Origin of the sequence: Knoellia sp. p5-6-4, assembly GCF_029222705.1 — a bacterium.
GTDB lineage: Bacteria > Actinomycetota > Actinomycetes > Actinomycetales > Dermatophilaceae > Pedococcus_A.
The window spans coordinates 1,944,301-1,967,139 of sequence record NZ_JARGZF010000001.1; the positions used below are offsets into that span (position 1 = coordinate 1,944,301).

Sequence of the window (22,839 nt, forward strand, 5' to 3'; positions counted from 1 at the left end):
AGCGGGGGCCCTGCCATCGCCCGGTCGGACCGTTGCGCACGCAAGGTGAGTGGAGCGCCCTGCGCTTAGGGTTTGCCCATGGGAGCGCGACCGTCCGTCATCGCCATCGTCCAGGCCGGTGGGCAGGGCAGCCGCATGGACGTCCTCACCCGTGAGCGGGCCAAGCCGGCACTGCCGTTCGCCGGTGCGTACCGCCTGGTCGACTTCGCGCTGTCGAGCCTGAGCAACAGCGCGATCGCCGACGTCTGGCTGTCGGTGCAGTACCAGGCGGCCTCGCTCGACCCGCACGTGGCGGGCGGGCGGCCCTGGGACCTCGACCGCACCCGCGGCGGCTTCCGGCGCGTGGTGCCCGAGGAGGGGGCCGGCAGCGGCGTCGAGAGCGGGTTCTCGCAGGGCAACGCCGACGACCTGCTGAGGATGCGGGACGAGATCGAGCGCTCCGGCTCGGACGTGGTGGTGGTGCTGAGCGCCGACCACGTCTTCGCCCTCGACCTCGCCGAGGTCGTGCAGGCCCACCGGGAGTCAGGGGCCGACTGCACGGTGGTCACCGCCGAGACGAGCAGGACCGAGGCCCGGCACAACGTCGTGGTCCACACCGCTGCCGACGGCCGGGTCACCGGCCTGGACGTCAAGCCCTCCTCCCCGTCGGGCACCACGGTGGCGACCGAGATCTTCGTCTACCGGACTGCGGCCCTCGTCGACGCCCTCGACAGCCTGCGCCGCGAGCTGGCGGGCGAGGCGGCCGGTGACGACAGCGGTCTCGGCGACTTCGGGGAGCACCTGCTCCCCTGGCTGGTCGAGAAGGGCGACGTGCGCGCCGTCCCGATCGGCCGCTACTGGAAGGACGTGGGCCGCCCGGAGGCCTACCTCGCCGCCCACCGCGACCTCATCGCCGGGCGCATCGACGCCCTCGACGACCTCGAGCACCCGGTGATGACCCGCTCACCCGACCGGGCGCCCGGTGTCGTGCGTGCGGGAGCCGAGGTGGAGGACAGCGTCGTGGGTGTGGGCTGCGACGTGCGCGGCCGCGTCGTGCGGTCGGTGCTCGGCCCGGGCGCCGTCGTCCGGGCCGGTGCGGTCGTCGAGGACAGCGTGCTCTTCGGCGACGTGGTGGTCGAGGCCGGCGCCGAGGTGCGCACGTGCATCGTGGACGACAACGTGCTCATCGGCCGGGGAGCCCGGGTCGGTGCCGTCGCGCCCTCGAACCGCCCGCGGGACAAGGACATCACGCTCATCGCCCGTGACAGCAGGATCGCCCGCAACGCCGTGGTCGAGGCGGGTGCCCGGCTCGAGCCGGGCACCCACGCCTGACGTTCCCCCTCAGCTCACCGGCTCGCCCACTCCTGCGCCTGGCGCTGCGACCACGCACGGTCGGCCGCGTCGATGCTGGCGCGGCTGGTGAGGTCGACCCCGGCAGCCCTCGCCGCGGCCCTGGCGCGCGGGCTGGTGAGGTCGGGCGCCACGAACTCCTTCGGCGTGACCGAGGCATCCATCGCGGCATACGAGCGCTGTTGGGCCGCAAGCGAGTCGGCGCTGGACACGGCCTTGGCCAGCGCTGCGCTGCCACCGGTGTACGAGGTGCCCACCAGCTTGGGGCTGACCACGACGGCGTAGCCGCTGGCGTGGCCGGGGCGGTTGGCGTGGTAGGACTCGCTGATGGGGCTCGACAGGCCGTTGACCCACTCCGGGTCGTCGCAGACGGCGTGGCCGACGAAGACCGACGTCGGGTTGGCGAAGGCGAACCCCTTGTTCGAGGCCTGCGTCGCGGTGCGGCTGTTGAGCAGGTCGGCGGTGGCGTTGAGGCGGGACTCCTCCGTGGGCGAGAACCAGGTCGCCGCGTTGCAGTCCTCGCCGTTGAAGATGCGCGGGTAGCCGACCACGGTGACCTTCGCGTTCGGGGCCTTGGCGCGGATCGAGGAGTAGAGCGTCGAGAGCCGGCCCGGCAGCACGTTGTCGATGATGCGCTGCGCGTCGTCGATGGCGCCGTTGCAGTCGCTCATCCACCCGGGCTGGGCGCATTCGGTGAGCACGTCGGCGAACCCGGCGTCGTTGCCGCCCACCGAGATGGTGACGTGCGTGGTGCCCGAGCCGAGCGCCCCGAGCTGGGTGTTGGTGACGTCGGCCACCGTGGCGCCGGAGCAGGCGCGGAAGTTCAGGGTCAGGCCCTTGCTCGACGCGAGCAGCGACGGGTACGCGTAGACGGAGCGCTGGCACGACGTGCCGTCGTCGATGTAGCTGCGGGTGCCTGTGCCCGACGAGTACGAGTCCCCCAGCGCCACATACGAGTTCGCTGCCTGTGCCGGTGCTGCGCTCGCCACGAGTGCGACGGCTGCGGCCGTCGCGGCGGCAGCGGTGAGTGCGCGGTCGATCCCCATTGGTTCCCCCTGCGTCGTGTGTGCGGTGGCTGGACTGTAGGGGCGTGGGGTGGCGACAGGGGGTTTGGCGGCAAACCCTTGCCAACTCCTTAAGAGGCGCTTGGTTGCCGACGTCCGTTGCTGTTCCGGTGGCGGGGCCCGGTGACCTGGCGTAGGAAGAGGGAGCGCGGCGCAGTGAGGCGCCCCGGTGCAGATGGGAGAACGACGATGAGCGAGACCCCCATGGACGAGATGGGCGAGGGCGTGGCCGACGGCGGCGCGAACCCGATGGGCCACGACGGTGGCGCGGATGGCGGCGCCGATGGTGGTGCTGACGGCGGCGCGGATGGTGGTGCCGATGGTGGCGCGGATGGTGGTGCCGATGGTGGCGCTGACGGTGGAGCCGATGGTGGTGCCGATGGCGGCGCTGACGGCGGTGCCGACTCCGGCGCCTAGGTGACCGCCACCGAGCCGCGCAGGGTGCCCGTGCAGCACGGGCACCCTGCGCTGTCGCGCCTGGTCTCCTGCCCGCCCGAGGAGTTCGCCGAGAGCTACTGGGGCACCGAGCCCCTGCTCTCCCGGGCGAGTGACCTGCCGGCGCCCTTCACGGACCTCTTCTCGAACGCTGCCGTCGACGAGCTGGTCTCCGAGCGGGGGCTGCGCACCCCGTTCCTGCGGATGGCCAAGGACGGCAGCACCCTGCCGGAGCGCTCCTTCACCAGCGGCGGGGGCATCGGCGCCGGCATCGCCGACCAGCTGAGCGACGACCGCCTGCTGCGCCAGTTCGCCGACGGCGCCACGATGGTGCTGCAGGGCCTGCACCGCACCTGGCAGCCGGTCGTGGCCTTCTCGCAGGACCTGGCGGCCGACCTGGGGCACCCGGTGCAGGTCAACGCCTACGTCACGCCGGCGCAGAACACCGGTTTCAGCGACCACTACGACGTGCACGACGTCTTCGTGCTCCAGGTCGAGGGCCGCAAGCACTGGCGCATCCGCCCGCCGGTGCACTCCCTCCCGCTGCGCGACCAGCCGTGGACCGACCGGCGAGCCGCCGTCGAGCAGGCCGCCCATCGCGAGCCGCTGGTCGACGCCACCCTCGAGCCCGGCGACTGCCTCTACCTGCCCCGTGGGTTCCTGCACTCGGCCACCGCCCTCGATGCCGTCAGCACCCACCTGACCATCGGCGTCCACCCGTGGACCCGGCACCACCTCGCCGACGAGGTGCTGCGGGTCGCCCTCGCGCGGGTCGCCGAGGACGTCGCGCTGCGCCGCTCCCTGCCGCTGGGCGTGGACGCCTCCGACCCCGGCGCGTGGGCCGGTGACCTCGAGCTGGTGCGCGCGGCCGTGCTGCGGACGGTCGGCGAGATCGACGCCTCCGAGCTGTCCGGCGCGCTCGCGCGGCGGGTCCGCGACGCCCAGCGCGCCGGCCCGGTGCGACCGCTGGCCCAGCTGCGCGCCGCCGAGACGCTGACCCCCGACGGGCAGCTGCGCGTGCGCCCCCACCTCGCTGCCCGGCTGGGCCCGGTGCGGGACGGGTATGCCGTGCTGGCCAGCCGCGCGGGCGAGGCCAGCCTCGCCGAGGCGGACGTGGAGCGGGTGCGGCGGTTCCTCGACGAGGGGAGCGCCCTGGTGTCCGACCTGGGGGAGGGCCTGGCTCGCCGACTCCTGCTGCAGGGCATCGCGGTCCCGGCATGAGCGCGATCGCGACCCGATGAACCCGGCGCACTGCGCGACCGCTGCCCGGGAGCGCGGTGACCCCATGGTGGGCACGGCCGCCCCGGCGCGGCGCTGGCTGCTCATCGAGTACCCCGCGCCCTGGGCCACCCACGCGCTGCAGAGCCGGCTCATCCCACCGCCCCTTGGTGCCCGGCTCGAGGGACTGGCCCGTTCCCGGGGAGCGCGCGTGCTCCTCGTCCGCCGGCACGGCCGCCGCCGGCTCGAGGGGCCGAAGGCGTGGGCGGTCGTCGACCACGACGCGGGCCAGCAGTGGGGCATCTGGGAGACGGGCGATGACCTCGCACCGGCTGCGGACGTCTTCGCCGGGGACGTCGTCGCGACCGGACCGCAGGAGCCGGTGCTGCTCGTGTGTGCCCACGGCCTCCACGACACCTGCTGCGCGGTGCGTGGCCGCCCGGTCGCCGCAGCGCTGGCCGACCGGTGGCCAGAGGCCACGTGGGAGTGCTCGCACATCGGTGGCGACCGCTTCGCTGCCAACCTGGTCGTCCTGCCCGACGGGGCCTGCTACGGCAACCTGACCGCTGCCTCGGCCGTCCCGGTCGTGGAGGCGCACCTGTCGGGGACCGTCATCGCCGGGCACCTGCGCGGGCTCAGCACCGAGCCACCGGTGGTCCAGGCGGCGATCGTGGCGGCGCACGCCGAGCTCGGGCCGGGGGCAGCCCGCGACCTGGTGGGTGACACCGTCACGGCCATCGGTCCCGATGCGTGGCGGGTGCGCCTGGCCGGGCACGGCTCGCTGCCCGCGGTGGTGGAGGCGACCGTCACACGTCACCGTCGCCCGCCCGCGAAGCTGACCTGCCGGGCGGCTGGTGAGGCCGCGGCATACACCTATGAGGTCAGCGACCTGCGGGTGCCCGGCGACGGGTGATGCTGCGCCACACCACGACGGTGCCCGCGCTGACGGCGGCGGCCAGGAACGCCCCCCAGGCCAGGTCGACCGGCACCAGCGCGGCGGGGAACCCCTCGAGCACGGCAAGGCTCGTCAGGTCCCAGGTCGCGTAGGTCACCAGGCCGAAGAAGGCGCCGTCGCGTCCTGCCAGCGCGAGGGAGTCCCGCTCCACGGCCGGCCGGATGACGAAGTGGGTGAGCCCGAGCAGGAAGAGGACGTAGAAGCCGACGGCCGCGGCTGCTTTCGGCTCCTCGGCCAGCAGGTCGCCGAGGAGCCGGTCGTAGAGGGAAGTCGCCACGACGGTGAGCCAGACCAGGTCGAGGACGACGAACAGCGCGGCCGCGACACCCAGCATCCCGAGCCAGCGCCGACCGGCCGTTCGCATGGGGGCAGGTCCCGGCTCAGCCGTGGAGGGCCACGGTCAGCAGCACGGCCGAGTCCTCGAGCGCGTCGAGTCCGTGGCGACGGGGTGGCACCGCCACCACCTGGCCGGCCCGCAGCACCCACTCCTCGTCGGTGGTCTTGAGGCGGACCCGCCCGGTGATGACGTGGAGCAGCGCGGCAGGGGGCGAGTCGTGCTCGCCCATCTCGGCGTCCGTGGTCAGCGCGATGACGGTGGAGCGCTGGACCGACCCGGACACGATGGTCTCGGCGGCCCGGCCGGAGGCGGCCCGTTGCGCCTCGCCCAGCAGTCGTCCCGCGACCTCGTGCAGGTCGGTCACCTGGGGTGTCGTCACGACAGCCTCCCGTGGCTGGTTGGCGCTGCTGGTCCGAGCGGCGGCAGCGGACCCTGGTGGGTCAAGGGCATTCAAGCAAAGTGGGTGGAGGCTTGCCTGCTGTGTCCGGCTGACCTGCGGTTATCGTGGCGACCTGGCCAGCACGGACCGGGGGGCCACCCCAGGCCGGCATCCCGCTTCAAGGGGCGGCGGTCGTCCCGCCGAGGAGGAGCACGACCATGACCGACCTCGCACCGATCCTTCCCCTCCATGCCGTCACGACCTACGAGTACGACACCGCCGAGGACGCGTGGTCGTGGTCGTCACCGGTCGCCGTCCTGCAGTACTCCCCGGACGGCCGGCCCCTGACGACCGAGCAGCTCCTGGCGTTCGTGCACCCGGACGACCGCGAGTCCACCCTCGGCCAGTTCCTCTCGCTGCTCCAGGACCACACGCCCTACTCGTGCATGTACCGCCTGGTCGACAGTGCGGGTCTCGTGCACCCCGTCGTCAACGTCGGGACCCCGGTGCACGACGGGCAGCGCCTGACCTCGCTGCGAGGGTTCGTCGTCGATCTCACCGCGCCGCTCGACCAGACGGCCCGCTCGGCCGTGGCTGCCGCGCTCCCGACGGGTGCAGTGGTCGACCAGGCGACTGGCGCACTCATGCTCGCCTTCGGCGTCGAGGCAGAGATCGGCAGACGGCTGCTGAGCGGCTACGCGACGCGGGCGGGACTGCCGGTGCACGGCCTCGCCGCCGACATCGTCGATGAGCTGGCATCCGTGCCGGTGACCGGCCCCGAGGTCGCCGAGGCCATCATCGACCTGCTCGAGCGCAGCGTCGCGCGGCAGGGCCCGCTGGAGGAGCCGACGATCGCCTAGCCCGCGCCCTGGGCCTGGGCCCTCGGAGCTGCCGGCACCTGCTCGCGGGAGGTCCCCGACAGCGAGGAGCACGTACGCGGCTGCTCGGCGCCCTCGCCGGTCTGGCCGGCCTGCTGGCCGCTCGCCGGTGCGGCGACGCGCTCGACGCGCGCGCCGTTGACCAGGGTGACGTCGTCGTAGGCCGGGCGACCCTCGATGACGTTGCGGAACTGGTACCGCGTCAGCGAGGTCAGCTGGCAGTCCTGGCCGAAGATCGCGATGTCGAAGGCGGACGGCTGCCCCGTCAGCTCCTCGCCCTCCGCGCCCTCGAGGAAGTGGCTGAACGGCCCGCCCCCGGTGAAGGTCCCGACCCCGATGACGTTGTCCTCCAGGGAGTCGCTGTGCATGTGCCCGTGCACCAGGATGTCGGCCCGCTCCACGTCCTTGACGGCGCCGGGCTCGTGGGAGACGACCAGGTCCGGCTGCGGCCGGTCGGCGAAGGAGGCCTCGAACGCCTCGCGGGCCGGCACCTGCTTGGCGGCGTTGTTGCGGTTGTCGTCGCCGAACCAGCGGGGGTCGTTGAACCCGGCGATGCGGACGCCGCCCACCGCCAGCTCGGTGTAGGTGTCGCGGTCGGGTTGCAGCAGCACGACGTTCGGCACCCGGGCCAGGCGCTCGAGCAGGGCGTCGTCGCTGGCGGTGTTGGCGTCGTGGTTGCCCCGCACGAAGACGTAGGGGACCCCGAGGGACTCGATGCCCTTGAACAGCCCGACCGTCTCCCCCTCGGTCACGCTGCCGAAGTTGAGCAGGTCGCCGGCGTCGACGACGGCGTCGATCTGCTCCTCCTCGACGATGGCCTTCATCAGCGGGTACTGCTGCGCGCCGTGGATGTCGGACACCAGCAGGATCCGCGCAGCGACCGGCTCGTTCAGCGACTGCGGCGCGTACTTGTCCTGCAGCGCAGCGGACAGCGCCAGCAGGTTCTTCAGGTACGGCGTGGTCTGCTGTGCCCGCGTTTCCACCCCGTCCAGCAGGTCCGCGTTGCGCTGCACCGCGCCCAGGATGCCGGTCGTGCGGAACGCGTCGAGGCGGTCCGGCTGGTAGGTCTGCCAGATGCTCACGCCCGTGAGGCCGCAGGCGAGCACCCAGCAGGCGCCGGCCACGCCCAGGAAGCGTGCCGATGGACGACGACGCCGCCACACGGCATACCCACCCACGGCGAGGACCGCCACGAAGAGGGAGCCGGCAGCGAACCGGCTGCCCATGGCGATGCTGGCGTCCCTGGCGGCGTTGGTGAGCTCGAGCGGGCCCGGCTGCAGGGCCTTGATCGAGACCTTGGGCTGCGCCAGCAGGTCGGTGATGTTCGGCTTCACCTGCACCCCGGCGAGCACCCCCGGGGCCATGACCGGGCCGTCGAAGTCGAGGTTGATGTCGCCGAAGACCGTCGGAGCGTGCAGGCGGGAGACGTCTTCGGGGTTCACCGACAGCCGCAGCTGTGCGCGGTAGTTGATCGTCTCGACCGTCGACGGGAAGAGGGTGGTGGCGGCGACGCCGCCGGCCACGCAGGCCGCGACCAGTGCCAGGGCAGCGAGCACCGCGCCGACCCACCGGGGTGGTCGCCGACGGCGCCCGGAGCTGCCTTGCGTGCTCACCCGACCACCGTAACGACAAGTGCCCGTGCCTACCCTTCTCGGTATGCCGTCACCGCTGGGCCCGCTGGACGGGCGCTCCTTCGCCGCCGTCGTCTTCGACATGGACGGCACGCTCATCGACTCGACGTCCGCGGTCGTGCGCAGCTGGGTTCGCTGGGCGCAGGAGCACGAGGTCGACCCGCGCCGCCTGCAGGGCTTCCACGGGGTGCCGGCCGCCGCCATCGTCGCCGAGCTGCTGCCGCATCACCGGCACGACGCCGCGGTGGCACGCATCACCGAGCTCGAGCTGGCCGACACCGACGGGATCGAGGTGCTGCCCGGGGCCGCCGAGGCGCTCGCGGCGCTGGCCCCCGACCACTCGGCCATCGCCACGTCGTGCACCGCTCCGCTGGCGGCAGCCCGCATCGAGGCGAGCGGGCTGGTGGCCCCGCGGGTGCTGGTGACGGCCGACGACGTCGAGCGCGGCAAGCCCCATCCCGACCCGTTCCTGCTCGCGGCGCAGCGCCTCGGCGTCGACCCGGCGCAGTGCCTCGTGGTCGAGGACGCACCGGGCGGTCTGGCCGCGGCGAGGGCGGCCGGCTGCGCCACCCTGGCCGTTATCACCACCACGGCGCGTGACGAGCTGGTGGGCGCCGCCGACGCGGTGGTCACCGACCTGAGCCACGTGGTCTTCACGCGCTCCGCCGTCGGCGTCCTCGTCTCGCCCGCCTGACCTCACCCCTCCCCGCCCTCCTCGCCGGTCTTTCCCGGCGTTTTCACATCGAACGGAATGCCGCGGCATACCTGCGTGTTATCGCCCACCTAACCAATGCTTATGATTCGTTGAGGCGTGCGACCGCGCGCCGACGACGACGGAAGGTCGAGGGGTACACCACCATGCGCACGAGGTTCACGCTGGCAGCACTGGTCACGGCACTGGCGGTGCTGCTGACGGCCTGCGGGGGAGGTGGCTCGGAGGAGTCGTCGGACCTGGCGCGGGTCAAGGAGGCCGGGGTGCTCAAGGTCGGCACCGAGGGCACCTACGCGCCCTTCAGCTACCACGACCCCAAGACCAACGACCTCGTCGGCTACGACGTCGAGGTCATCGCCGCGGTCGCCAAGAAGCTCGGCGTGAAGGTCGAGTACGTCGAGACGCCCTGGGACGCCATCTTCGCCGGCCTGACCTCGCAGCGCTTCGACGTGGTGGCCAACCAGGTCACGCGCAACCCCGAGCGCGAGGGGCTCTACGGGCTCTCCGACACCTACACGGTCTCCGAGGGCGTCGTTGCCACCCGCGCCGATGACTCCTCGATCACCTCGCTCGCCGACCTCAAGGGCAAGAAGTCGGCCCAGAGCCTGACCAGCAACTGGGCCCAGGTGGCCAAGGAGGCCGGCGCCGACGTCGAGTCCGTCGAGGGCTTCACCCAGGCCATCACCCTGCTCAAGCAGAAGCGCGTCGAGGCCACCGTCAACGACAACTTGGCCGTGCTCGACTACCAGAAGTCCACCGGCGACACCTCCGTGAAGATCGCCGCCAAGACCGGTGACATCTCCGAGCAGGTCGTCGCGACCCGCAAGGACTCCGACCTCGTCGCCGCCATCAACAAGGCGCTCGCGGACCTCAAGGCTGACGGCACCCTGAAGACCATCTCGGAGAAGTACTTCCAGGCTGACGTCTCCGTGAAGCAGTAGCCCGTGGACGAGCAGACCGTCGAGCTGGTCCTCGACAGCCTGTGGCCGTTGCTCAAGGGCACCGTCACCGGGACGATCCCGCTGACGGCGATCAGCTTCGTGCTCGGGCTCGGCGTCGCCCTCGTGGTGGCCCTCATGCGGCTCTCGCCGGTGCGGGCTGTCTCGGGGGCGGCGAGGGCCTACATCTCGCTCATCCGCGGCACGCCCCTGCTGCTGCAGCTGTTCATCATCTACTACGGCCTCCCGGCGATGGGGGTCCGCTTCGACCCGTTCCCGGCGGCCGTGATCGCGTTCACCCTCAACGTCGGCGGGTATGCCGCGGAGGTCATCCGGTCCGCGATCCTCGCCGTGCCGAAGGGGCAGTGGGAGGCGGCGTCGACGGTGGGCATGAACTACGTGACCACCCTGCGCCGGGTGGTGCTGCCCCAGGCGACCCGCACAGCGATCCCGCCGCTGTCGAACACCCTCATCTCCCTCGTGAAGGACACCTCGCTCGCCTCGACCATCCAGGTGACCGAGCTGCTGCGGGTGGCCCAGGAGCAGGCGGCCCCGACCTACCAGTTCTTCGCGATGTACAGCGTGGCCGCGGTCTACTACTGGGTGATCTGCCTCGGCCTCTCCGCCCTGCAGTCCCGCCTCGAGGAACGACAGAACAGGTACGTGGCGCGATGACCGACCCCACCCACCCCGCCCCGGTGCATGAGACACCCGGCCACCCGCTGCTGTCGGTGCAGCACCTGGCGAAGTCCTTCGGCGACCACCAGGTGCTCACAGCGATCGACTTCGAGGTGCACGCCGGGTCGGTGACCGTGCTCATCGGCCCGTCGGGGTCGGGCAAGACCACCGTGCTGCGCTCGCTCAACACGTTGGAGATCCCCGACCGCGGCACGGTGCGCATCGACGACGTCGAGGTCGACTTCTCCGGCTCGGACGCCGAGCCGGTCGGCAAGAAGCAACTGGCCGCGCTGCGGTCGCAGAGCGGCATGGTGTTCCAGGCGCACAACCTGTTCCCGCACATGACGGTGCTGCAGAACGTCATCGAGGGACCGACCGTCGTCCAGCGACGACCGCGGGCCGAAGCCGTGGCCGAGGCCCGGCGCCTGCTCGAGGTGGTGGGGCTCGCCGAGAAGGCCGAGCAGTACCCCTACCAGCTCTCCGGCGGCCAGCAGCAGCGGGTCGGCATCGCCCGGGCGCTCGCCCTGCGACCCAAGCTGATGCTCTTCGACGAGCCGACCTCGGCGCTCGACCCCGAGCTGGTAGGCGAGGTGCTGCACGTCATGAAGGACCTCGCCTCGCAGGGCTGGACGATGGTCGTGGTCACGCACGAGATCCGGTTCGCCCAGCAGGTCGCCGACCAGGTGCTCTTCATGGACGGTGGCGTCATCGTCGAGCGCGGCACGCCGGCGGAGGTGCTGACCCGGCCGCGCACCGACCGCGCGAAGCAGTTCCTGCACCGCATCCTCGACCCGCTCTGAGGGAGTCATCCGCCGGTTCGGCGGTATTCCCGCGCTCGAGAGCGCGCGGCAATACCCCGAACCGGGGAGGGGTGGGGGCCCTAGGGTCGGCACATGGACGCCGATGTCATCGTCGTGGGAGCCGGCCTGGCCGGCCTGGTGGCCGCCGCTGAGATCGCTGAGGCCGGCCGACGGGTGGTGGTGCTCGACCAGGAGAGCCCGGCCAACCTCGGCGGGCAGGCGCACTGGTCGTTCGGCGGGCTCTTCCTGGTCGACAGCCCCGAGCAGCGCCGGATGGGCATCCACGACTCGGTCGACCTCGCCCTGCAGGACTGGATGGGCAGCGCCGGGTTCGACCGGCCGGAGGACCACTGGCCCCGGCAGTGGGCCGAGGCCTACGTCGACTTCGCGGCCGGCGAGAAACGGCCGTGGCTGCACGCGCAGGGCATGCGCTTCTTCCCGGTCGTCGGCTGGGCCGAGCGCGGTGACGGCAGCGCCAGCGGCCACGGCAACTCGGTGCCGCGCTTCCACATCGCCTGGGGCACCGGCCCCGGGGTGCTCGAGCCGTTCCTGCGCCGGGTGCAGGCGGCCCGGGCGGCAGGGCGCCTCGAGCTGCGCTTCCGCCACCGCGTCGACGAGCTCGTGGTCGAGGGTGGCGTCGTCACCGGGGTGCGGGGAGCGGTCCTCGCTCGGGACGACGCCCCGCGCGGCCGGCCGACGAGCCGCGACGTGACGTCCGCATTCGACCTCACGGCCCAGGCGGTGCTGGTCAGCTCCGGCGGCATCGGCGGCAACCACGACCTCGTGCGCGCCAACTGGCCCGAGCGGCTCGGGACCCCGCCCGATCGGATGATCACCGGCGTCCCGGCCCACGTCGACGGACGCATGATGCAGGTCGCCCAGGACGCCGGGGGCCGGGTCATCAACCCCGACCGCATGTGGCACTACGTCGAGGGCATCCACAACTGGGAACCGGTCTGGCCGCAGCATGCCATCCGCATCCTCCCCGGCCCGAGCTCGCTGTGGTTCGACGCGCTCGGCAACCGGCTGCCGCCGCCGCTGTTCCCCGGCTTCGACACCCTCGGCACGCTGGCCCACCTGAGGAAGACCGGCCACGACCACTCGTGGTTCATCCTCACCCACACGATCATCGGCAAGGAGTTCGCGCTCTCCGGCTCGGAGCAGAACCCCGACCTGACCGGGAAGTCGGTGCGCGACGTGCTCGGCCGCGCGACCTCTGACATGCCGGCGCCAGTGCGCGCGTTCCTCGACAAGGGCGAGGACTTCGTCCAGGCCGACACGATCGGCGAGCTGGTCGAAAAGATGAATGCCCTCACCCCCGAGCCGCTGCTCGACGCCGCGCACGTCGAGCGCCAGGTCCTCGAGCGCGACCGCCAGCTCGACAACGCGTTCGGCAAGGACGCGCAGGTGACGGCCATCCGCGGCGCCCGGGCCTACCGCGGCGACAAGCTGATCCGCACGGCGAGCCCGCACCGCATCCTCGACGCCAAGGCCGGGCCGCTCATCGCCGTGCGCCTGTCCGTGCTGACCCGCAAGACCCTCGGCGGACTCGAGACCGACCTCACCGGGCGGGTGCTCGGCCACGACGGCCAGCCCGTGCAGGGCCTGTATGCCGCGGGCGAGGCCGCCGGGTTCGGCGGCGGTGGCCTGCACGGCTACCGCTCGCTCGAGGGCACCTTCCTCGGTGGCTGCATCTTCTCCGGACGCACCGCCGGGCGAGCCCTGGCCGCGGCGACTGCCTGACCCCGACGGGGTCGGACGGGCTTCACCCGACAAGGAGACCCTTCCCCCGACGTGCCACCTCGGGGGAAGGGTCTCTTTATCGGGTCACCCGATAAAGGTGCAGGTCACGGGGTCAGGGCAGGCGGGCCTTGACGATGTCGTCGAGCACGGCGAGCGGCACGCTTCCCGAGTCGAGCACCGCGTTGTGGAACTGCGCCACGTCGAATGCCGCACCTTGGCGCTCCTGCGCCTCCCGCCGGATCCGCAGGATCTCCAGGCGCCCGACCATGTAGCCGCACGCCTGGCCCGGCAGCACGGCATACCGGTTGACCTCGGCCGTCACGCTCGCCAGCGACAGCGGGCTGTTGGCCACCATGTAGTCGATGGCGCGCTGGCGGCTCCAGCCGAGGGCGTGCAGGCCGGTGTCGACGACGAGGCGGCAGGCCCGCATGGAGTCCATGGTGAGCATGCCGAGCCGGTCGAGCGGGGTGGAGTAGAGGCCCATCTCATCGGCGAGGCGCTCGGTGTAGAGGCCCCAGCCCTCGGCGTAGGCGTTGAAGACCGTGTGGCGGCGCAGGGCCGGCAGGTCGGTGAGCTCGGAGGCGATGGCGAGCTGGAGGTGGTGGCCCGGGATGCCCTCGTGGTAGCTGAGGGCCTCGATCTCGAACCGTCCCCAGGCGCTCGGGTCGGACGTGTTGACGTAGAAGACGCCGCCGCGTGAGCCGTCCTCCGCAGGCGGGTAGTAGAAGCCGAGCGCTCCCTGGTCGGTCGTCCTGATCGCGCAGTCGGCCTGGGGGAGCCGGTCGAACCACGCCGGCATCGCCTCCCTCGCCCGCGCGAAGGCCGTCTCGCAGGCGGACAAGATCTCGGCGGCGTCGTCGTGGCGCAGGGCGGGGTCGGTGCGCAGCCGGTCGTAGAGGGACTCGAGGTCGTCGGTGCCGAACAGCTCCTTCCCGAGCCGGCGGTACTCCTCCTCGAGCTTCGCGACCTGCTCGAGCCCGAGCTCGTGGATCTGCTCGGCCGCCAAGGTGGTGGTCGTGTTGGCGACGAGCGCGGTCGCGTAGGCCTGCTCGCCGTCGGGAAGCCACCCCAGTCCGCAACGCTCGTCGGGGCGCACGTGCGGGGTCACCTCGTCGGCGAGCACGTCGCGGAACTCCTGCAGCCCCGGACGCACCGAGGTCTCGATCGCCTCCTGGAGCCGCTGGCGCCACGCGTCGACGTCGAGGCCCTCGGGTGGGGGCGAGGTCTGCAGCAGCGGGTCGTCGCTGATCGGCCTGGCCAGCCACGTGTCGAGCTGCGGCACGGTCGCGGCCACCGCGAAGGCTGCCGGGGTGCGACCCGAGGCCACGCCCTCGCGGTGTCGCTGGGCGACGTCACGCAGGTGCTGCCCGATGCCGTGGAACTTGGCCACCATCGCCTCGGCCACCTCGACGGTCGGCATCCCGAGGTTCGACACCGTGATGGGCGCGTCGACCTGGATGCCGAAGACCGGGTTGACGGCGAACGCGCCGAACCGGCACTCGCCGAGGTCGGCCCCGCTGGTCGCCTGGAACTCGACGACGGCCCGGGTGACGCGGTCCTGCAGCGAGAGGTCGTCGTCTCTGAGGGCGCCGGCACGGGCCGCGAACTCGCGGGACCGCGCGATCTCCGCGTCCTCCGCGGCCCGGCTCGCGTCCTCGTAGCGGTCGGCGAAGCGGTAGTCGCCGAGCATGTGGGCCCACGACGGGCTCACCGACATGGTGTGCTCGTGGTAGTCCTCGGCCAGCTGCCTCACGTCGTCGCTCATGCGGGTGCCCACCTCGTCGCTCATGGGGGCGAACGCTACCGGGGCGCCTCGACGGTGCGGCGGCGCTTTTCGGTATGCCGCGGTGCGGCGTCGCGGCATACCGCCTGCCAGGTCAGCCGGCGGACGACAGACGGCGTCTCCGCGCCGTCCGCACTGCCCACACGTCGGCGAACAGGAGCCCGCTCACGAGGCCGGAGAGCAGGGCGGGTCCCAGGGGGCCGTCCGCGGCGGCGATCAGGACCACGCCGGCAACCGCGCTGACGCCCGCGATCCCCGCGAGAGCGAGGGGAACGGTGCCGCCGTCGAGCCACCTGGTGATCCCGACAACGATGACGGTCGCACCGATAGCGATGCCGGCGAGGAGCACGAGGAGGGGGAGCAGCGATGCCTCTGATGCCTGGCCGGTCATCGAGAGCCCGATGAGGAGCGAGATGACGCCGACTGCCAGGGAGATGGGTGCCGCGCCGCGCGGCCAGGCGCTGTCGTCCCGGCGCGGTGGGCGAGCATTCGGGGCCATGGACGGAGAATGGCGGGAAAGTGGCTTTCGCGCCAGATGTCGCATCTCGCAGTATTGACCTGACATCGACAGGCTGTCACGACGCGTCGGGCCCCGGTCCCGCGTGACCTCCGGCACCTCGCCTCGTTGAGCAGCACAGACCCGCGACGACGCGGGCCCGGCCCCGGGAGGCACCCATGCGCACACCCCGCACGTCCACCGCCCGCGCGATCGTCGCGCTCACCGCCGTCGCGGCGCTCTCGTTCGCCGCGTCGCCCTCGGCCCTTGCGCACAGCGACCACGGCAAGGACGCCGAGCGGGCCGAGCGGCTCCGCGACGCCTACACCGACGGCACGAACGTGCCGCTGGTCAACAGCCCGAACGTGCGGCTGGCGGCGAGCTTCCCGGAGACGGCGGGCATCTCGGGGTGCTTCCTGAAGAGCGCGCCGCTGTTCGTCATGTCGAGCCTGGACTCGCTCAGCGTCTTCGACGTCAGCAACCCGGTGGCGCCCGAGCTCGTCGGCACGCTGCCCAACCTGGTCTTCGAGAACGAGGCGATCAACTGCGGCGAGCGCAAGACGAAGAACGGCACCGAGCGGTTCGCCCTCATCGGCGTCGACCTCTACGACGCGTCCACCGACATCGACCACACGGTGTCCTCGACGGGCGGCAACCGCCTCATCGTCGTGGACGTGACCGACCCGGCCAACCCGCGGATCCGCTCGAGCGCGCCGACGACCTCGAGCACCCACACCGTGGCGTGTGTCGCCGAGACGGACTGCCGCTACGCCTACTCGGCGGGCGAGCGCACCACCTTCTCGATGGTGAACCTCGACGACCTCGACAAGCCCTACGAGGTCGACGGCGACCCGGCTACCGACGGCGTCCAGCCCTTCGCCTCACCCTCGGGCGGTCACAAGTGGAACTTCGACGCCGCCGGCTACGGCACCCACACCGGCTACAACGGCTCGTCGATCTTCGACGTGCGCGACCCCGCCCGTCCGCGGCTCGTGACCACGACCGGAGCAGCGGGACGCGGCCTGAACGCCGACGGCACGAAGAACGGCTACAACGACTTCATCCACCACAACTCCTCGCGACCCAACGCCGCGGCGTTCCGTCCCGACGCCCCGCCGTCCTTCGCCAACGGCAACGTGCTGCTCGTGACGGAGGAGGACTACGAGGACGTCAACTGCTCGACGGCCGGCTCGTTCCAGACCTGGTGGGTCAAGCGGCTCGACGGCACCCCCGACGCGATCGTGCCGCTCGACAAGGTGGAGCTGTCCGACCTCGGCAGCTACCCGGCGCCGGTGGGGTCGTTCTGCTCGGCGCACTGGTTCGACCACCACCCCTCCGGCATCGTCACGGTCGGCTACTACGGCGGCGGCACCCAGCTCGTGGACGCCCGTGACCCGCGAGACCTCAAGCCCTACGGCCACGCCGTGTGGGGTGCCTCCGAGGTCTGGGACTCCTACTGGGTCCCCGTCTACAACCGCAAGGGGTCGATGACGAACCAGCGCACCAACATCGCCTACTCGGTCGACCTCGTGCGGGGCCTGGACGTCTACACCGTCGACCTGCCGGGCGACACCGGCGCCGTGCTCGAGCCGGCCGGCGGGCTCCCCGCGGTCGACGCCGGGCAGCTCTCCTGACGGCATCGGCCTGACGGCATCGGCCGAACGGCCGGAGGTTCCGGGCGCTCCGGAGACCGCGGCGTGCGGTGACCTACGCTCACCGCACGCCGGTCGCCACGAAGAGACCGGGAGGTCACCGAGCAGGGGGGACCCATGGCGGTCGTGCTGCGCGCACTGGGCCTGCAAGCCGCTTATGCCGTGCTGCAGACCTTCTCCCCGCGGGCGGCTCGCGCCGCCTCCCTGATGCTGCTGCTCACCGCCAACGCCATGCCCCTGCTGGCGCTGCTCAGCGGGCGGTGGGCGGCCGGTGACGTCCTCATCGCCTTCTGGCTGGAGAACGTCGCCATCGGCCTCTGGACGGCAGTGCGGATCGCCACGGCCTCGAGCCAGGTCCTCGACGCCGACCTCAGCCGGGGCCGAGGGCCCCAGCCGTTCGACGCGTGGACCACCGCGGTGCGCGCCGCACACCCCGGCAACCCCGAAACCGCACGGGTGGTCGGCCTCGTCGTGCGCCTCTTCCTCGTCGGGTTCTTCGCGGTCCACTACGGCGGGTTCACGCTGGTGCACGGAATCTTCACGTTCACTCTGGCGCGCGACGCCGGGACCACCGGGTCGGTCGGCGGCTACCTGCTCCTGCTGCTGGTGCTGGTGGGCAGCCACGGCCTGTCGACCGCGATCTGGTGGTTCGCCCGCGGCGAGCGGCACCAGGTCGGCCCGCAACGGGCGATGTTCGGCGTCTACTCCCGGGTCCTGGTCATGCACCTCTCGGTCATCGGCGCCGGGTGGTTCCTCGTCGGTGGCGGGGCTGACCTGCCCCTGCCGTGGCCGGGGCTGGCCGTGCTCGGGCCCGGTCTGCTGCTCATCGCGATCAAGGTGGTCGCCGACGTGACCGGCCACCTGCACCAGCACCACGGCACCCGACCGGTGCCGGTGCCCGAGGCGGTGCGGTGAGCCCGCTGCTGCGCGCCCTCGGGCTGCAGCTGGCCTACGGCGCCCTGCAGCGGGTCTCTCCTCGCGCCGCCCGGGGGGTCTCGCTCGGGCTCGTCCTCGCCGCCTGCGCCACCCCACTCGCCGCGCTGCTGCGCGGCGAGTGGGCGAGCGGCGACGTGCTGCTCGCCTCCCTCTTCGAGCTGTATGCCGTGCTCTTCTGGACCACGGTCCGCGTCGCCACCGCGCCGGGTCCGCTCCTGCGCGGCGGCACGGTGAGCACGAACGGCGGCCCGGCGAGGGCGATGACCCGCGAGGAGCTCGTCAGCATGACCTGGACGGTCGTGGGAGTGCTCGCGGCCTTCACCATCGTGCAGACGACCCTGGCGCTGCGGATCGCCGACAGCGCGGGTCTGCGCGGTGCTCCGGCCGCCCTCGCCCTCATGGCGGCGGGGTTCTTCGCCTGCCACGGCCTCGACGTCGCGCTCAACTGGTTCGCCCTCGGCGGCCGCCACCGCGAGACGGACCTGGCCTCCGACCCCCTCAAGCGGATCGTCATCCTGCACATCGCGCTGACGCTGGCGGCGGGCTGGACGTGGTCGACCCGGGCAGGTCTGGACCCCGAGACCGCCCGCAGCAGCGCCTGGCTGCTCCTGGTGCCCGGCCTGATCCTGGTCTTCGTCCGGGTCGCCCTCGAGCTCTACGCGGTCGTTCGGCCGCCGCTGTCGTGGGGCTCGGCGCGAGGTCGCGCGGCCTGATCGCGTCTCCCCTACAGGTACTGACCTGTGGGCCGCTCGCCGTCGTGGGCGGGGCCGTGGCCGTGGCCCGGCATGCCCGGCGCGTGACCGGCGCCGGGGTGGGCGGGGCCGTGGCCGGGCGGCAGGGCCCGGCGCATCTCGGCCAGCTGCGCCTGGGCGGCCATCTGCTGGGCGAAGAGCGCGGTCTGGATGCCGTGGAAGAGGCCCTCGAGCCAGCCCACCAGCTGCGCCTGGGCGATGCGGAGCTCGGCGTCGGTGGGGGCGTCCACGCCGAACGGGAGGGCGATCCGCTCGAGCTCCTCGATCAGCTCCGGGGCGAGGCCGTCCTTGAGCTCCTCGATGGACCGGCGGTGGATCTCGGCGAGGCGCACGCGGCCCGCCTGGTCGAGCGGCGCGTTGCGGACCTCCTCGAGCAGCTGCTTGATCATCGACCCGATGCGCATCACCTTGGCCGGCTGCTCCACGAGGTCGGCCGGGTTGGTCGGAGCCTCCTCGTCGTCCGGGTGCGGGGCCACGCCCATGCCGTCCTGCGTGACGACCACGACGCGCTGCTGCTGCTCGTCGTCGCTGCTCTGCTGGGGCTGCTGGGGCTGCTCCGTCATGGGCCCATCCTGCCCTACGGGTCGTGGGCCCGGCTCAGGCGTCTCGGGGGCTCAGCAGCCAGACGGTGATCTCCCGGCCCTGTGCCCAGCTGCGGTACTGGGCGTACCCGGCATACGAGCCCTCGGCCAGCGACCAGACCGACTCGGCGGCCTCGCGGCCGAGCCGCCGAGCGGTGGCCGCCACGGTGCGGCCGCGGTGCTCGACCTCGACCTCGGGGGTGGCCCGCAGGTTGTGCACCCAGCCGGGCGTCCGGTCGCTGCCGTAGTTGGACCCGATGACGGCGATGTTGCCGTCGAGGGGGAAGGCCACCAGCGGGGTGTGCCTGCGCTCGCCGGTGCGCGCGCCCACGGTCACCAGCGTGATGCAGGGCAGGCCGGCCAAGGGGCGGGTGGCGCTGGCGCGTCCTCCGGAGAGGCCGGCCACGGCCCGGTCGAGGGGGTGGTGGATCCGGCTCAGCATGCGGCTCACCGGCCGCTGGGCCGCGGCCGCCTGGACGGCGCGCTGGAAGACGTTGGGACTGGCGATCTCGCACTCGAGCTCGTCCCACAGTCCCATGGCTGTCGACTCTAGTCGTTACCGCACTGTTATCCCGGGAGATTTCTACAAGCGGCTCTCCGCGGCGTCCGAACCGCCGAGTCGCTGGGCCAGCCAGACGGGCAGGATCGACACGGCGATGAGCACCACGGCGACGACGTTGACCACCGGGGCCTGGTTGGGGCGGAACAGGTTGTTGAAGATCCAGATGGGCAGGGTCGGCGTGCCGGGACCCGCGGTGAAGGTCGTCACGACGATCTCGTCGAAGCTCAGGGCGAAGGCCAGCAGCGCCCCGGCGACGACCGCCGAGCGCAGCAGCGGGAAGGTGACGAGGCGGAACGTCGTGAACGGCCGGGCTCCGAGGTCGGCGGAGGCCGCTTCCAGGGAGCCGCCCATCCGGCGCATCCGGGCGGTGACGTTGTTGAACACCACGACGATGCAGAAGGTGGCGTGGCCGACGATGATCGTGAACAGGCCCGCGTTGATGCCGAAGACCGGGTTCAGGATGTTGGAGATCACCGACTGCAGGGCGATGCCGGTGACGATGCCGGGCAGCGCGATCGGCAGCACGACCAGGATCGAGATGGCGTGCTTGCCGAAGAAGTCGTAACGCGTCAGGGCCAGCGAGAGCAGCGAGCCCAGCACCAGGGCGATCGCCGTCGCGCCGAGCCCGGCCTTCACCGACGTCATGATCGCGTCGCGGGGGCCCTGGGCCTCCCACGCCAGCGACCACCACTGGGTGGTCAGGCCGGGAGGCGGCCACCCGAAGGTGCGGTCGCTGTTGAACGAGTTGAGGGTGACGACGCCGATCGGCACGTAGACGAACGCCAGCACCACCACGGCGAAGACGGTGAAGCCGATCCGGCTCCCGCGGCCGATTCTCATCGTGCTCCTCGTGGGTCGGATGGACAGGACGTCGCGCTGGTCGTCATGCCGGTCACAGGTTCTCCAGGGCGCCGGTCCGGCGGACCGCCAGCAGGTACGCAACCATGATCACGACCGACGCCGTGCCGAGGGCGGCCGCGAACGGCAGGTCGAGCGTGATGTTCTGCAGCACCGCCGTGCCGAGCACCTGCAGCTTGCCCCCGACGATCTGCACCGCGATGTAGTCGCCGAGGCTGAGCGAGAACGTGAAGATCGACCCCGCCGCGATCGAGGGGAGCAGCGACGGCAGCACCACCCGCCGGAAGGTCGTCAGGGGGTGGGCGCCGAGGTCCGCCGAGGCCTCGAGGTGCGAGCCCGGCAGGCGTTCGAAGCCGGCATACACCGGAAGGATCATGTACGGCAGCCACAGGTAGGTCAGCGTCAGCACCACGGCACTGAAGCCGTAGCCGGGCGTGCTGCCGAAGGCGTTCTCGAGCACTCCGCCCGGCTGAACCATCGTGCGCCAGGCGTAGGCCTTGACGAGGTAGGACGCCCAGAGGGGGACGAGCACCGCCGCCACCAGGAACGCGCGTGTTCTCGCCGGGGCCACCCGCGCCATGAAGAAGGCGAACGGGACGGCGATGACGATGCAGAGCACGGTGACGGTGACGGCGATGAACAGGGTCCGCCCGATGATGCGCAGGTAGGTGGGCTCGAACAGGGCCCGGATGTTCTCGGTCGTGAACTCCCGCACCACTTGGTTCGTGAACGGGTCGGTCGTCCAGAACGCCGTCGCGAAGATCGCGGCGAGGGCGCCGAGGTAGGCGACGAGGAGCCACAGCAGTGGTGGGGCCAGCAGCCCGGCCAGTGCCTTCTTCGAACTCATCGTCGCCTATCCCAGTCGTCGCGTCGGTTGCTCAGCGGTTCAGCTGTTGCGGATCTCGGTCCAGGCCTTGGTCCACTCGGCGTAGTCGGTGCACTTGACGTCGGTGCGTCCGTCGAGGCACGCCGAGATCGGGGTGTTCCAGTACTTGACCTTGGAGAAGTACTCCTCGTCCGCGGCGTGGAAGACGTCGCAGTGCTTCGGGTCGACCGTCTCGGCGCAGGCCTTCTCGTTGGCCGGGGCTTCGCCCCAGTACTCGGCGATGGCGGCGTTGACCTTCGGGGAGACGATGTGGTCGATGAACTTGTAGGCGCAGGTCTTGTGCTGCGACTTCGCTCCCACCATCCACGTGTCGGACCAGCCCGTCGAGCCCTCCTTGGGCAGCAGCACCTCGACGGGCGCCTTCTCACCCTTGGCGACGTTGGCGATGACCTGCCAGCTGGTGCCGACGGTGGAGGAGCCGTTCTTGAAGGCCTGGATCTCCTTGAGGTAGTCCGACCAGTACTCGCCGACGTTCTCCTTCTGCTTCTTCAGCAGGTCGACGGCCGCGGCGAGCTGGTCCTTGTCGAGGGCGTAGGGGTCCTTGATGCCGAGGTCGGGCTTGGTGGCCATGAGGTAGAGCGCGGCGTCGGCGATGTAGATGGGGGAGTCGTAGGCCGTGACCTTGCCCTTCTGCTCGGACCCCTTGTCGAAGACGACCGCCCAGGAGTCGGGTGCCGGCTTCACCAGGTCCGTCCGGTACATGAGCAGGTTGGCGCCCCGGCCGTGCGGGATGCCGTAGGGCACGTTGTTGACCGAGTTCCACGGCTTGTTCTTCAGCGCCTCGAAGATGTCGGGGTAGTTGGTGATGAGCGAGGTGTTCATTGGCTCCACGTCACCGGCCGCGATCAGGCGCAGCGTGGCGTCGCCGGAGGCCGACACCGTGTCGTACTGGCCGGTGCGCATCAGCTGAACGGCCTCGTCGGAGGTGCCGAACGACTTGACGGTGACCTGGCAGCCGCTGCTCTTCTCGAACTCGCTGACCCAGTCGACCTTCGGGTCGTTGCTGCCGTCCTCGACGTAGCCGGGCCACGCCAGCACGCTGACCTGGCCCTCCGGTTCGCCGAGCTTGTCGAGGGGCTTGAGGTCGGGCACCTTGAAGCTGCTGCCGCCCTCGGTGCCGCCTCCGCCTGCCGTGCCTCCGGTGTCGGAGTCGCCGCAGCCCGCGAGTGCGAGTGCGGCCACGGCGGCGAGGGCGCCGAGCCTGGTGGGGGAAGTCCTTCGCACGGTGAGCTCCTT

At 71.8% G+C, this 22,839-nt stretch carries 24 protein-coding genes; 13 read left to right on the plus strand and 11 right to left on the minus strand.

Annotated elements, in window-relative coordinates; translation table 11 throughout:
- Positions 1-78 precede the first annotated feature (78 nt).
- On the plus strand, positions 79-1,311 hold the full coding sequence (locus P2F65_RS09445; protein ID WP_275806208.1) for a sugar phosphate nucleotidyltransferase: 1,233 nt from the start codon (positions 79-81) through the stop codon (positions 1,309-1,311).
- A 14-nt stretch (positions 1,312-1,325) separates the two neighbouring features.
- Here P2F65_RS09445 and P2F65_RS09450 read toward each other — a convergent pair whose 3' ends face one another.
- Positions 1,326-2,375, minus strand: coding sequence for an SGNH/GDSL hydrolase family protein (locus P2F65_RS09450; protein WP_275806209.1), 1,050 nt, complete (start codon positions 2,373-2,375; stop codon positions 1,326-1,328).
- Positions 2,376-2,664: 289 nt separating this feature from the next.
- Here P2F65_RS09450 and P2F65_RS09455 point away from each other — a divergent pair, with 289 nt between their 5' ends.
- From P2F65_RS09455 to P2F65_RS09465, 3 genes are read left to right on the plus strand one after another with little or no spacing between them, the layout of a single operon-like run.
- Entirely contained in the window at positions 2,665-2,814 is a 150-nt protein-coding gene (locus P2F65_RS09455; RefSeq protein ID WP_275806210.1) for a hypothetical protein, read from the plus strand.
- A complete protein-coding gene (locus tag P2F65_RS09460; protein WP_275806211.1) occupies positions 2,811-4,049 on the plus strand; it encodes a cupin domain-containing protein in 1,239 nt (412 codons plus the stop codon). Before P2F65_RS09455 ends, P2F65_RS09460 begins: the two co-directional genes overlap by 4 nt.
- Before the next feature lie 16 nt (positions 4,050-4,065).
- Positions 4,066-4,959: a sucrase ferredoxin gene (locus P2F65_RS09465; RefSeq protein ID WP_275806212.1), complete on the plus strand. Its 894-nt coding sequence runs from the start codon at positions 4,066-4,068 to the stop codon at positions 4,957-4,959.
- Here P2F65_RS09465 and P2F65_RS09470 read toward each other — a convergent pair.
- Together P2F65_RS09470 and P2F65_RS09475 are read right to left on the minus strand one after the other, a co-directional pair.
- Positions 4,928-5,365 carry a DUF2177 family protein gene (locus P2F65_RS09470; protein ID WP_275806213.1) on the minus strand — a complete coding sequence of 146 codons (438 nt, stop codon included), beginning with the start codon at positions 5,363-5,365 and terminating at the stop codon, positions 4,928-4,930. The two genes, P2F65_RS09465 and P2F65_RS09470, sit on opposite strands and share 32 nt — an antisense overlap.
- A gap of 16 nt (positions 5,366-5,381) precedes the next feature.
- Positions 5,382-5,717, minus strand: a complete 336-nt coding sequence (locus tag P2F65_RS09475) for a LuxR family transcriptional regulator (RefSeq protein WP_275806214.1) — start codon at positions 5,715-5,717, stop codon at positions 5,382-5,384.
- Positions 5,718-5,935: 218 nt separating this feature from the next.
- Between P2F65_RS09475 and P2F65_RS09480 the strand changes: the two genes are divergently transcribed.
- Positions 5,936-6,577, plus strand: a complete 642-nt coding sequence (locus P2F65_RS09480; protein ID WP_275806215.1) for a PAS and ANTAR domain-containing protein — start codon at positions 5,936-5,938, stop codon at positions 6,575-6,577.
- On the opposite strand, the gene P2F65_RS09485 is transcribed toward P2F65_RS09480, so the two are convergent.
- Positions 6,574-8,208: a metallophosphoesterase gene (locus P2F65_RS09485; protein WP_275806216.1), complete on the minus strand. Its 1,635-nt coding sequence runs from the start codon at positions 8,206-8,208 to the stop codon at positions 6,574-6,576. The two genes, P2F65_RS09480 and P2F65_RS09485, sit on opposite strands and share 4 nt — an antisense overlap.
- Before the next feature lie 43 nt (positions 8,209-8,251).
- Here P2F65_RS09485 and P2F65_RS09490 point away from each other — a divergent pair, with 43 nt between their 5' ends.
- From P2F65_RS09490 to P2F65_RS09510, 5 genes are all read left to right on the plus strand, one after another.
- Positions 8,252-8,920, plus strand: coding sequence for an HAD-IA family hydrolase (locus P2F65_RS09490; RefSeq protein ID WP_275806217.1), 669 nt, complete (start codon positions 8,252-8,254; stop codon positions 8,918-8,920).
- Positions 8,921-9,084: 164 nt separating this feature from the next.
- Positions 9,085-9,879 (plus strand): amino acid ABC transporter substrate-binding protein, encoded by a 795-nt coding sequence (locus tag P2F65_RS09495; protein ID WP_275806218.1) that lies wholly within the window; start codon positions 9,085-9,087, stop codon positions 9,877-9,879.
- Between the two features lie 3 nt (positions 9,880-9,882).
- Positions 9,883-10,551: an amino acid ABC transporter permease gene (locus tag P2F65_RS09500; protein WP_275806219.1), complete on the plus strand. Its 669-nt coding sequence runs from the start codon at positions 9,883-9,885 to the stop codon at positions 10,549-10,551.
- A complete protein-coding gene (locus tag P2F65_RS09505) occupies positions 10,548-11,354 on the plus strand; it encodes an amino acid ABC transporter ATP-binding protein (RefSeq protein WP_275806220.1) in 807 nt (268 codons plus the stop codon). Before P2F65_RS09500 ends, P2F65_RS09505 begins: the two co-directional genes overlap by 4 nt.
- Before the next feature lie 93 nt (positions 11,355-11,447).
- Positions 11,448-13,097: an FAD-binding dehydrogenase gene (locus tag P2F65_RS09510; RefSeq protein WP_275806221.1), complete on the plus strand. Its 1,650-nt coding sequence runs from the start codon at positions 11,448-11,450 to the stop codon at positions 13,095-13,097.
- Between the two features lie 112 nt (positions 13,098-13,209).
- Here P2F65_RS09510 and P2F65_RS09515 read toward each other — a convergent pair whose 3' ends face one another.
- Together P2F65_RS09515 and P2F65_RS09520 are read right to left on the minus strand one after the other, a co-directional pair.
- Positions 13,210-14,886, minus strand: coding sequence for a DUF885 domain-containing protein (locus tag P2F65_RS09515; RefSeq protein WP_275806222.1), 1,677 nt, complete (start codon positions 14,884-14,886; stop codon positions 13,210-13,212).
- 88 nt (positions 14,887-14,974) lie between these two features.
- The gene (locus P2F65_RS09520) at positions 14,975-15,379 is read right to left on the minus strand and encodes a hypothetical protein (protein ID WP_275806223.1); all 405 of its coding nucleotides are present in this window, start codon (positions 15,377-15,379) and stop codon (positions 14,975-14,977) included.
- 176 nt (positions 15,380-15,555) lie between these two features.
- On the opposite strand from P2F65_RS09520, the gene P2F65_RS09525 reads away from it, so the two are divergent.
- The 3 genes from P2F65_RS09525 (at position 15,556) to P2F65_RS09535 (ending at position 18,677) form a co-directional block, all read left to right on the plus strand.
- A complete protein-coding gene (locus tag P2F65_RS09525) occupies positions 15,556-17,010 on the plus strand; it encodes a hypothetical protein (protein WP_275806224.1) in 1,455 nt (484 codons plus the stop codon).
- Between the two features lie 135 nt (positions 17,011-17,145).
- Entirely contained in the window at positions 17,146-17,943 is a 798-nt protein-coding gene (locus P2F65_RS09530; protein WP_275806225.1) for a DUF6498-containing protein, read from the plus strand.
- Positions 17,940-18,677, plus strand: a complete 738-nt coding sequence (locus P2F65_RS09535; protein WP_275806227.1) for a DUF6498-containing protein — start codon at positions 17,940-17,942, stop codon at positions 18,675-18,677. The genes P2F65_RS09530 and P2F65_RS09535 overlap by 4 nt, the downstream gene beginning before the upstream one ends.
- Before the next feature lie 11 nt (positions 18,678-18,688).
- Here P2F65_RS09535 and P2F65_RS09540 read toward each other — a convergent pair whose 3' ends face one another.
- The 5 genes from P2F65_RS09540 to P2F65_RS09560 are packed head-to-tail and all read right to left on the minus strand — an operon-like array spanning position 18,689 to position 22,827.
- Positions 18,689-19,279: a bacterial proteasome activator family protein gene (locus tag P2F65_RS09540; protein WP_275806229.1), complete on the minus strand. Its 591-nt coding sequence runs from the start codon at positions 19,277-19,279 to the stop codon at positions 18,689-18,691.
- 34 nt (positions 19,280-19,313) lie between these two features.
- On the minus strand, positions 19,314-19,835 hold the full coding sequence (locus P2F65_RS09545) for a nitroreductase family deazaflavin-dependent oxidoreductase (RefSeq protein WP_275806231.1): 522 nt from the start codon (positions 19,833-19,835) through the stop codon (positions 19,314-19,316).
- Between the two features lie 45 nt (positions 19,836-19,880).
- Positions 19,881-20,699 (minus strand): ABC transporter permease, encoded by an 819-nt coding sequence (locus tag P2F65_RS09550; protein WP_275806233.1) that lies wholly within the window; start codon positions 20,697-20,699, stop codon positions 19,881-19,883.
- A gap of 52 nt (positions 20,700-20,751) precedes the next feature.
- Positions 20,752-21,564, minus strand: a complete 813-nt coding sequence (locus tag P2F65_RS09555) for an ABC transporter permease (protein WP_275806235.1) — start codon at positions 21,562-21,564, stop codon at positions 20,752-20,754.
- A 39-nt stretch (positions 21,565-21,603) separates the two neighbouring features.
- On the minus strand, positions 21,604-22,827 hold the full coding sequence (locus P2F65_RS09560) for an ABC transporter substrate-binding protein (protein WP_275806237.1): 1,224 nt from the start codon (positions 22,825-22,827) through the stop codon (positions 21,604-21,606).
- Positions 22,828-22,839 lie beyond the last annotated feature (12 nt).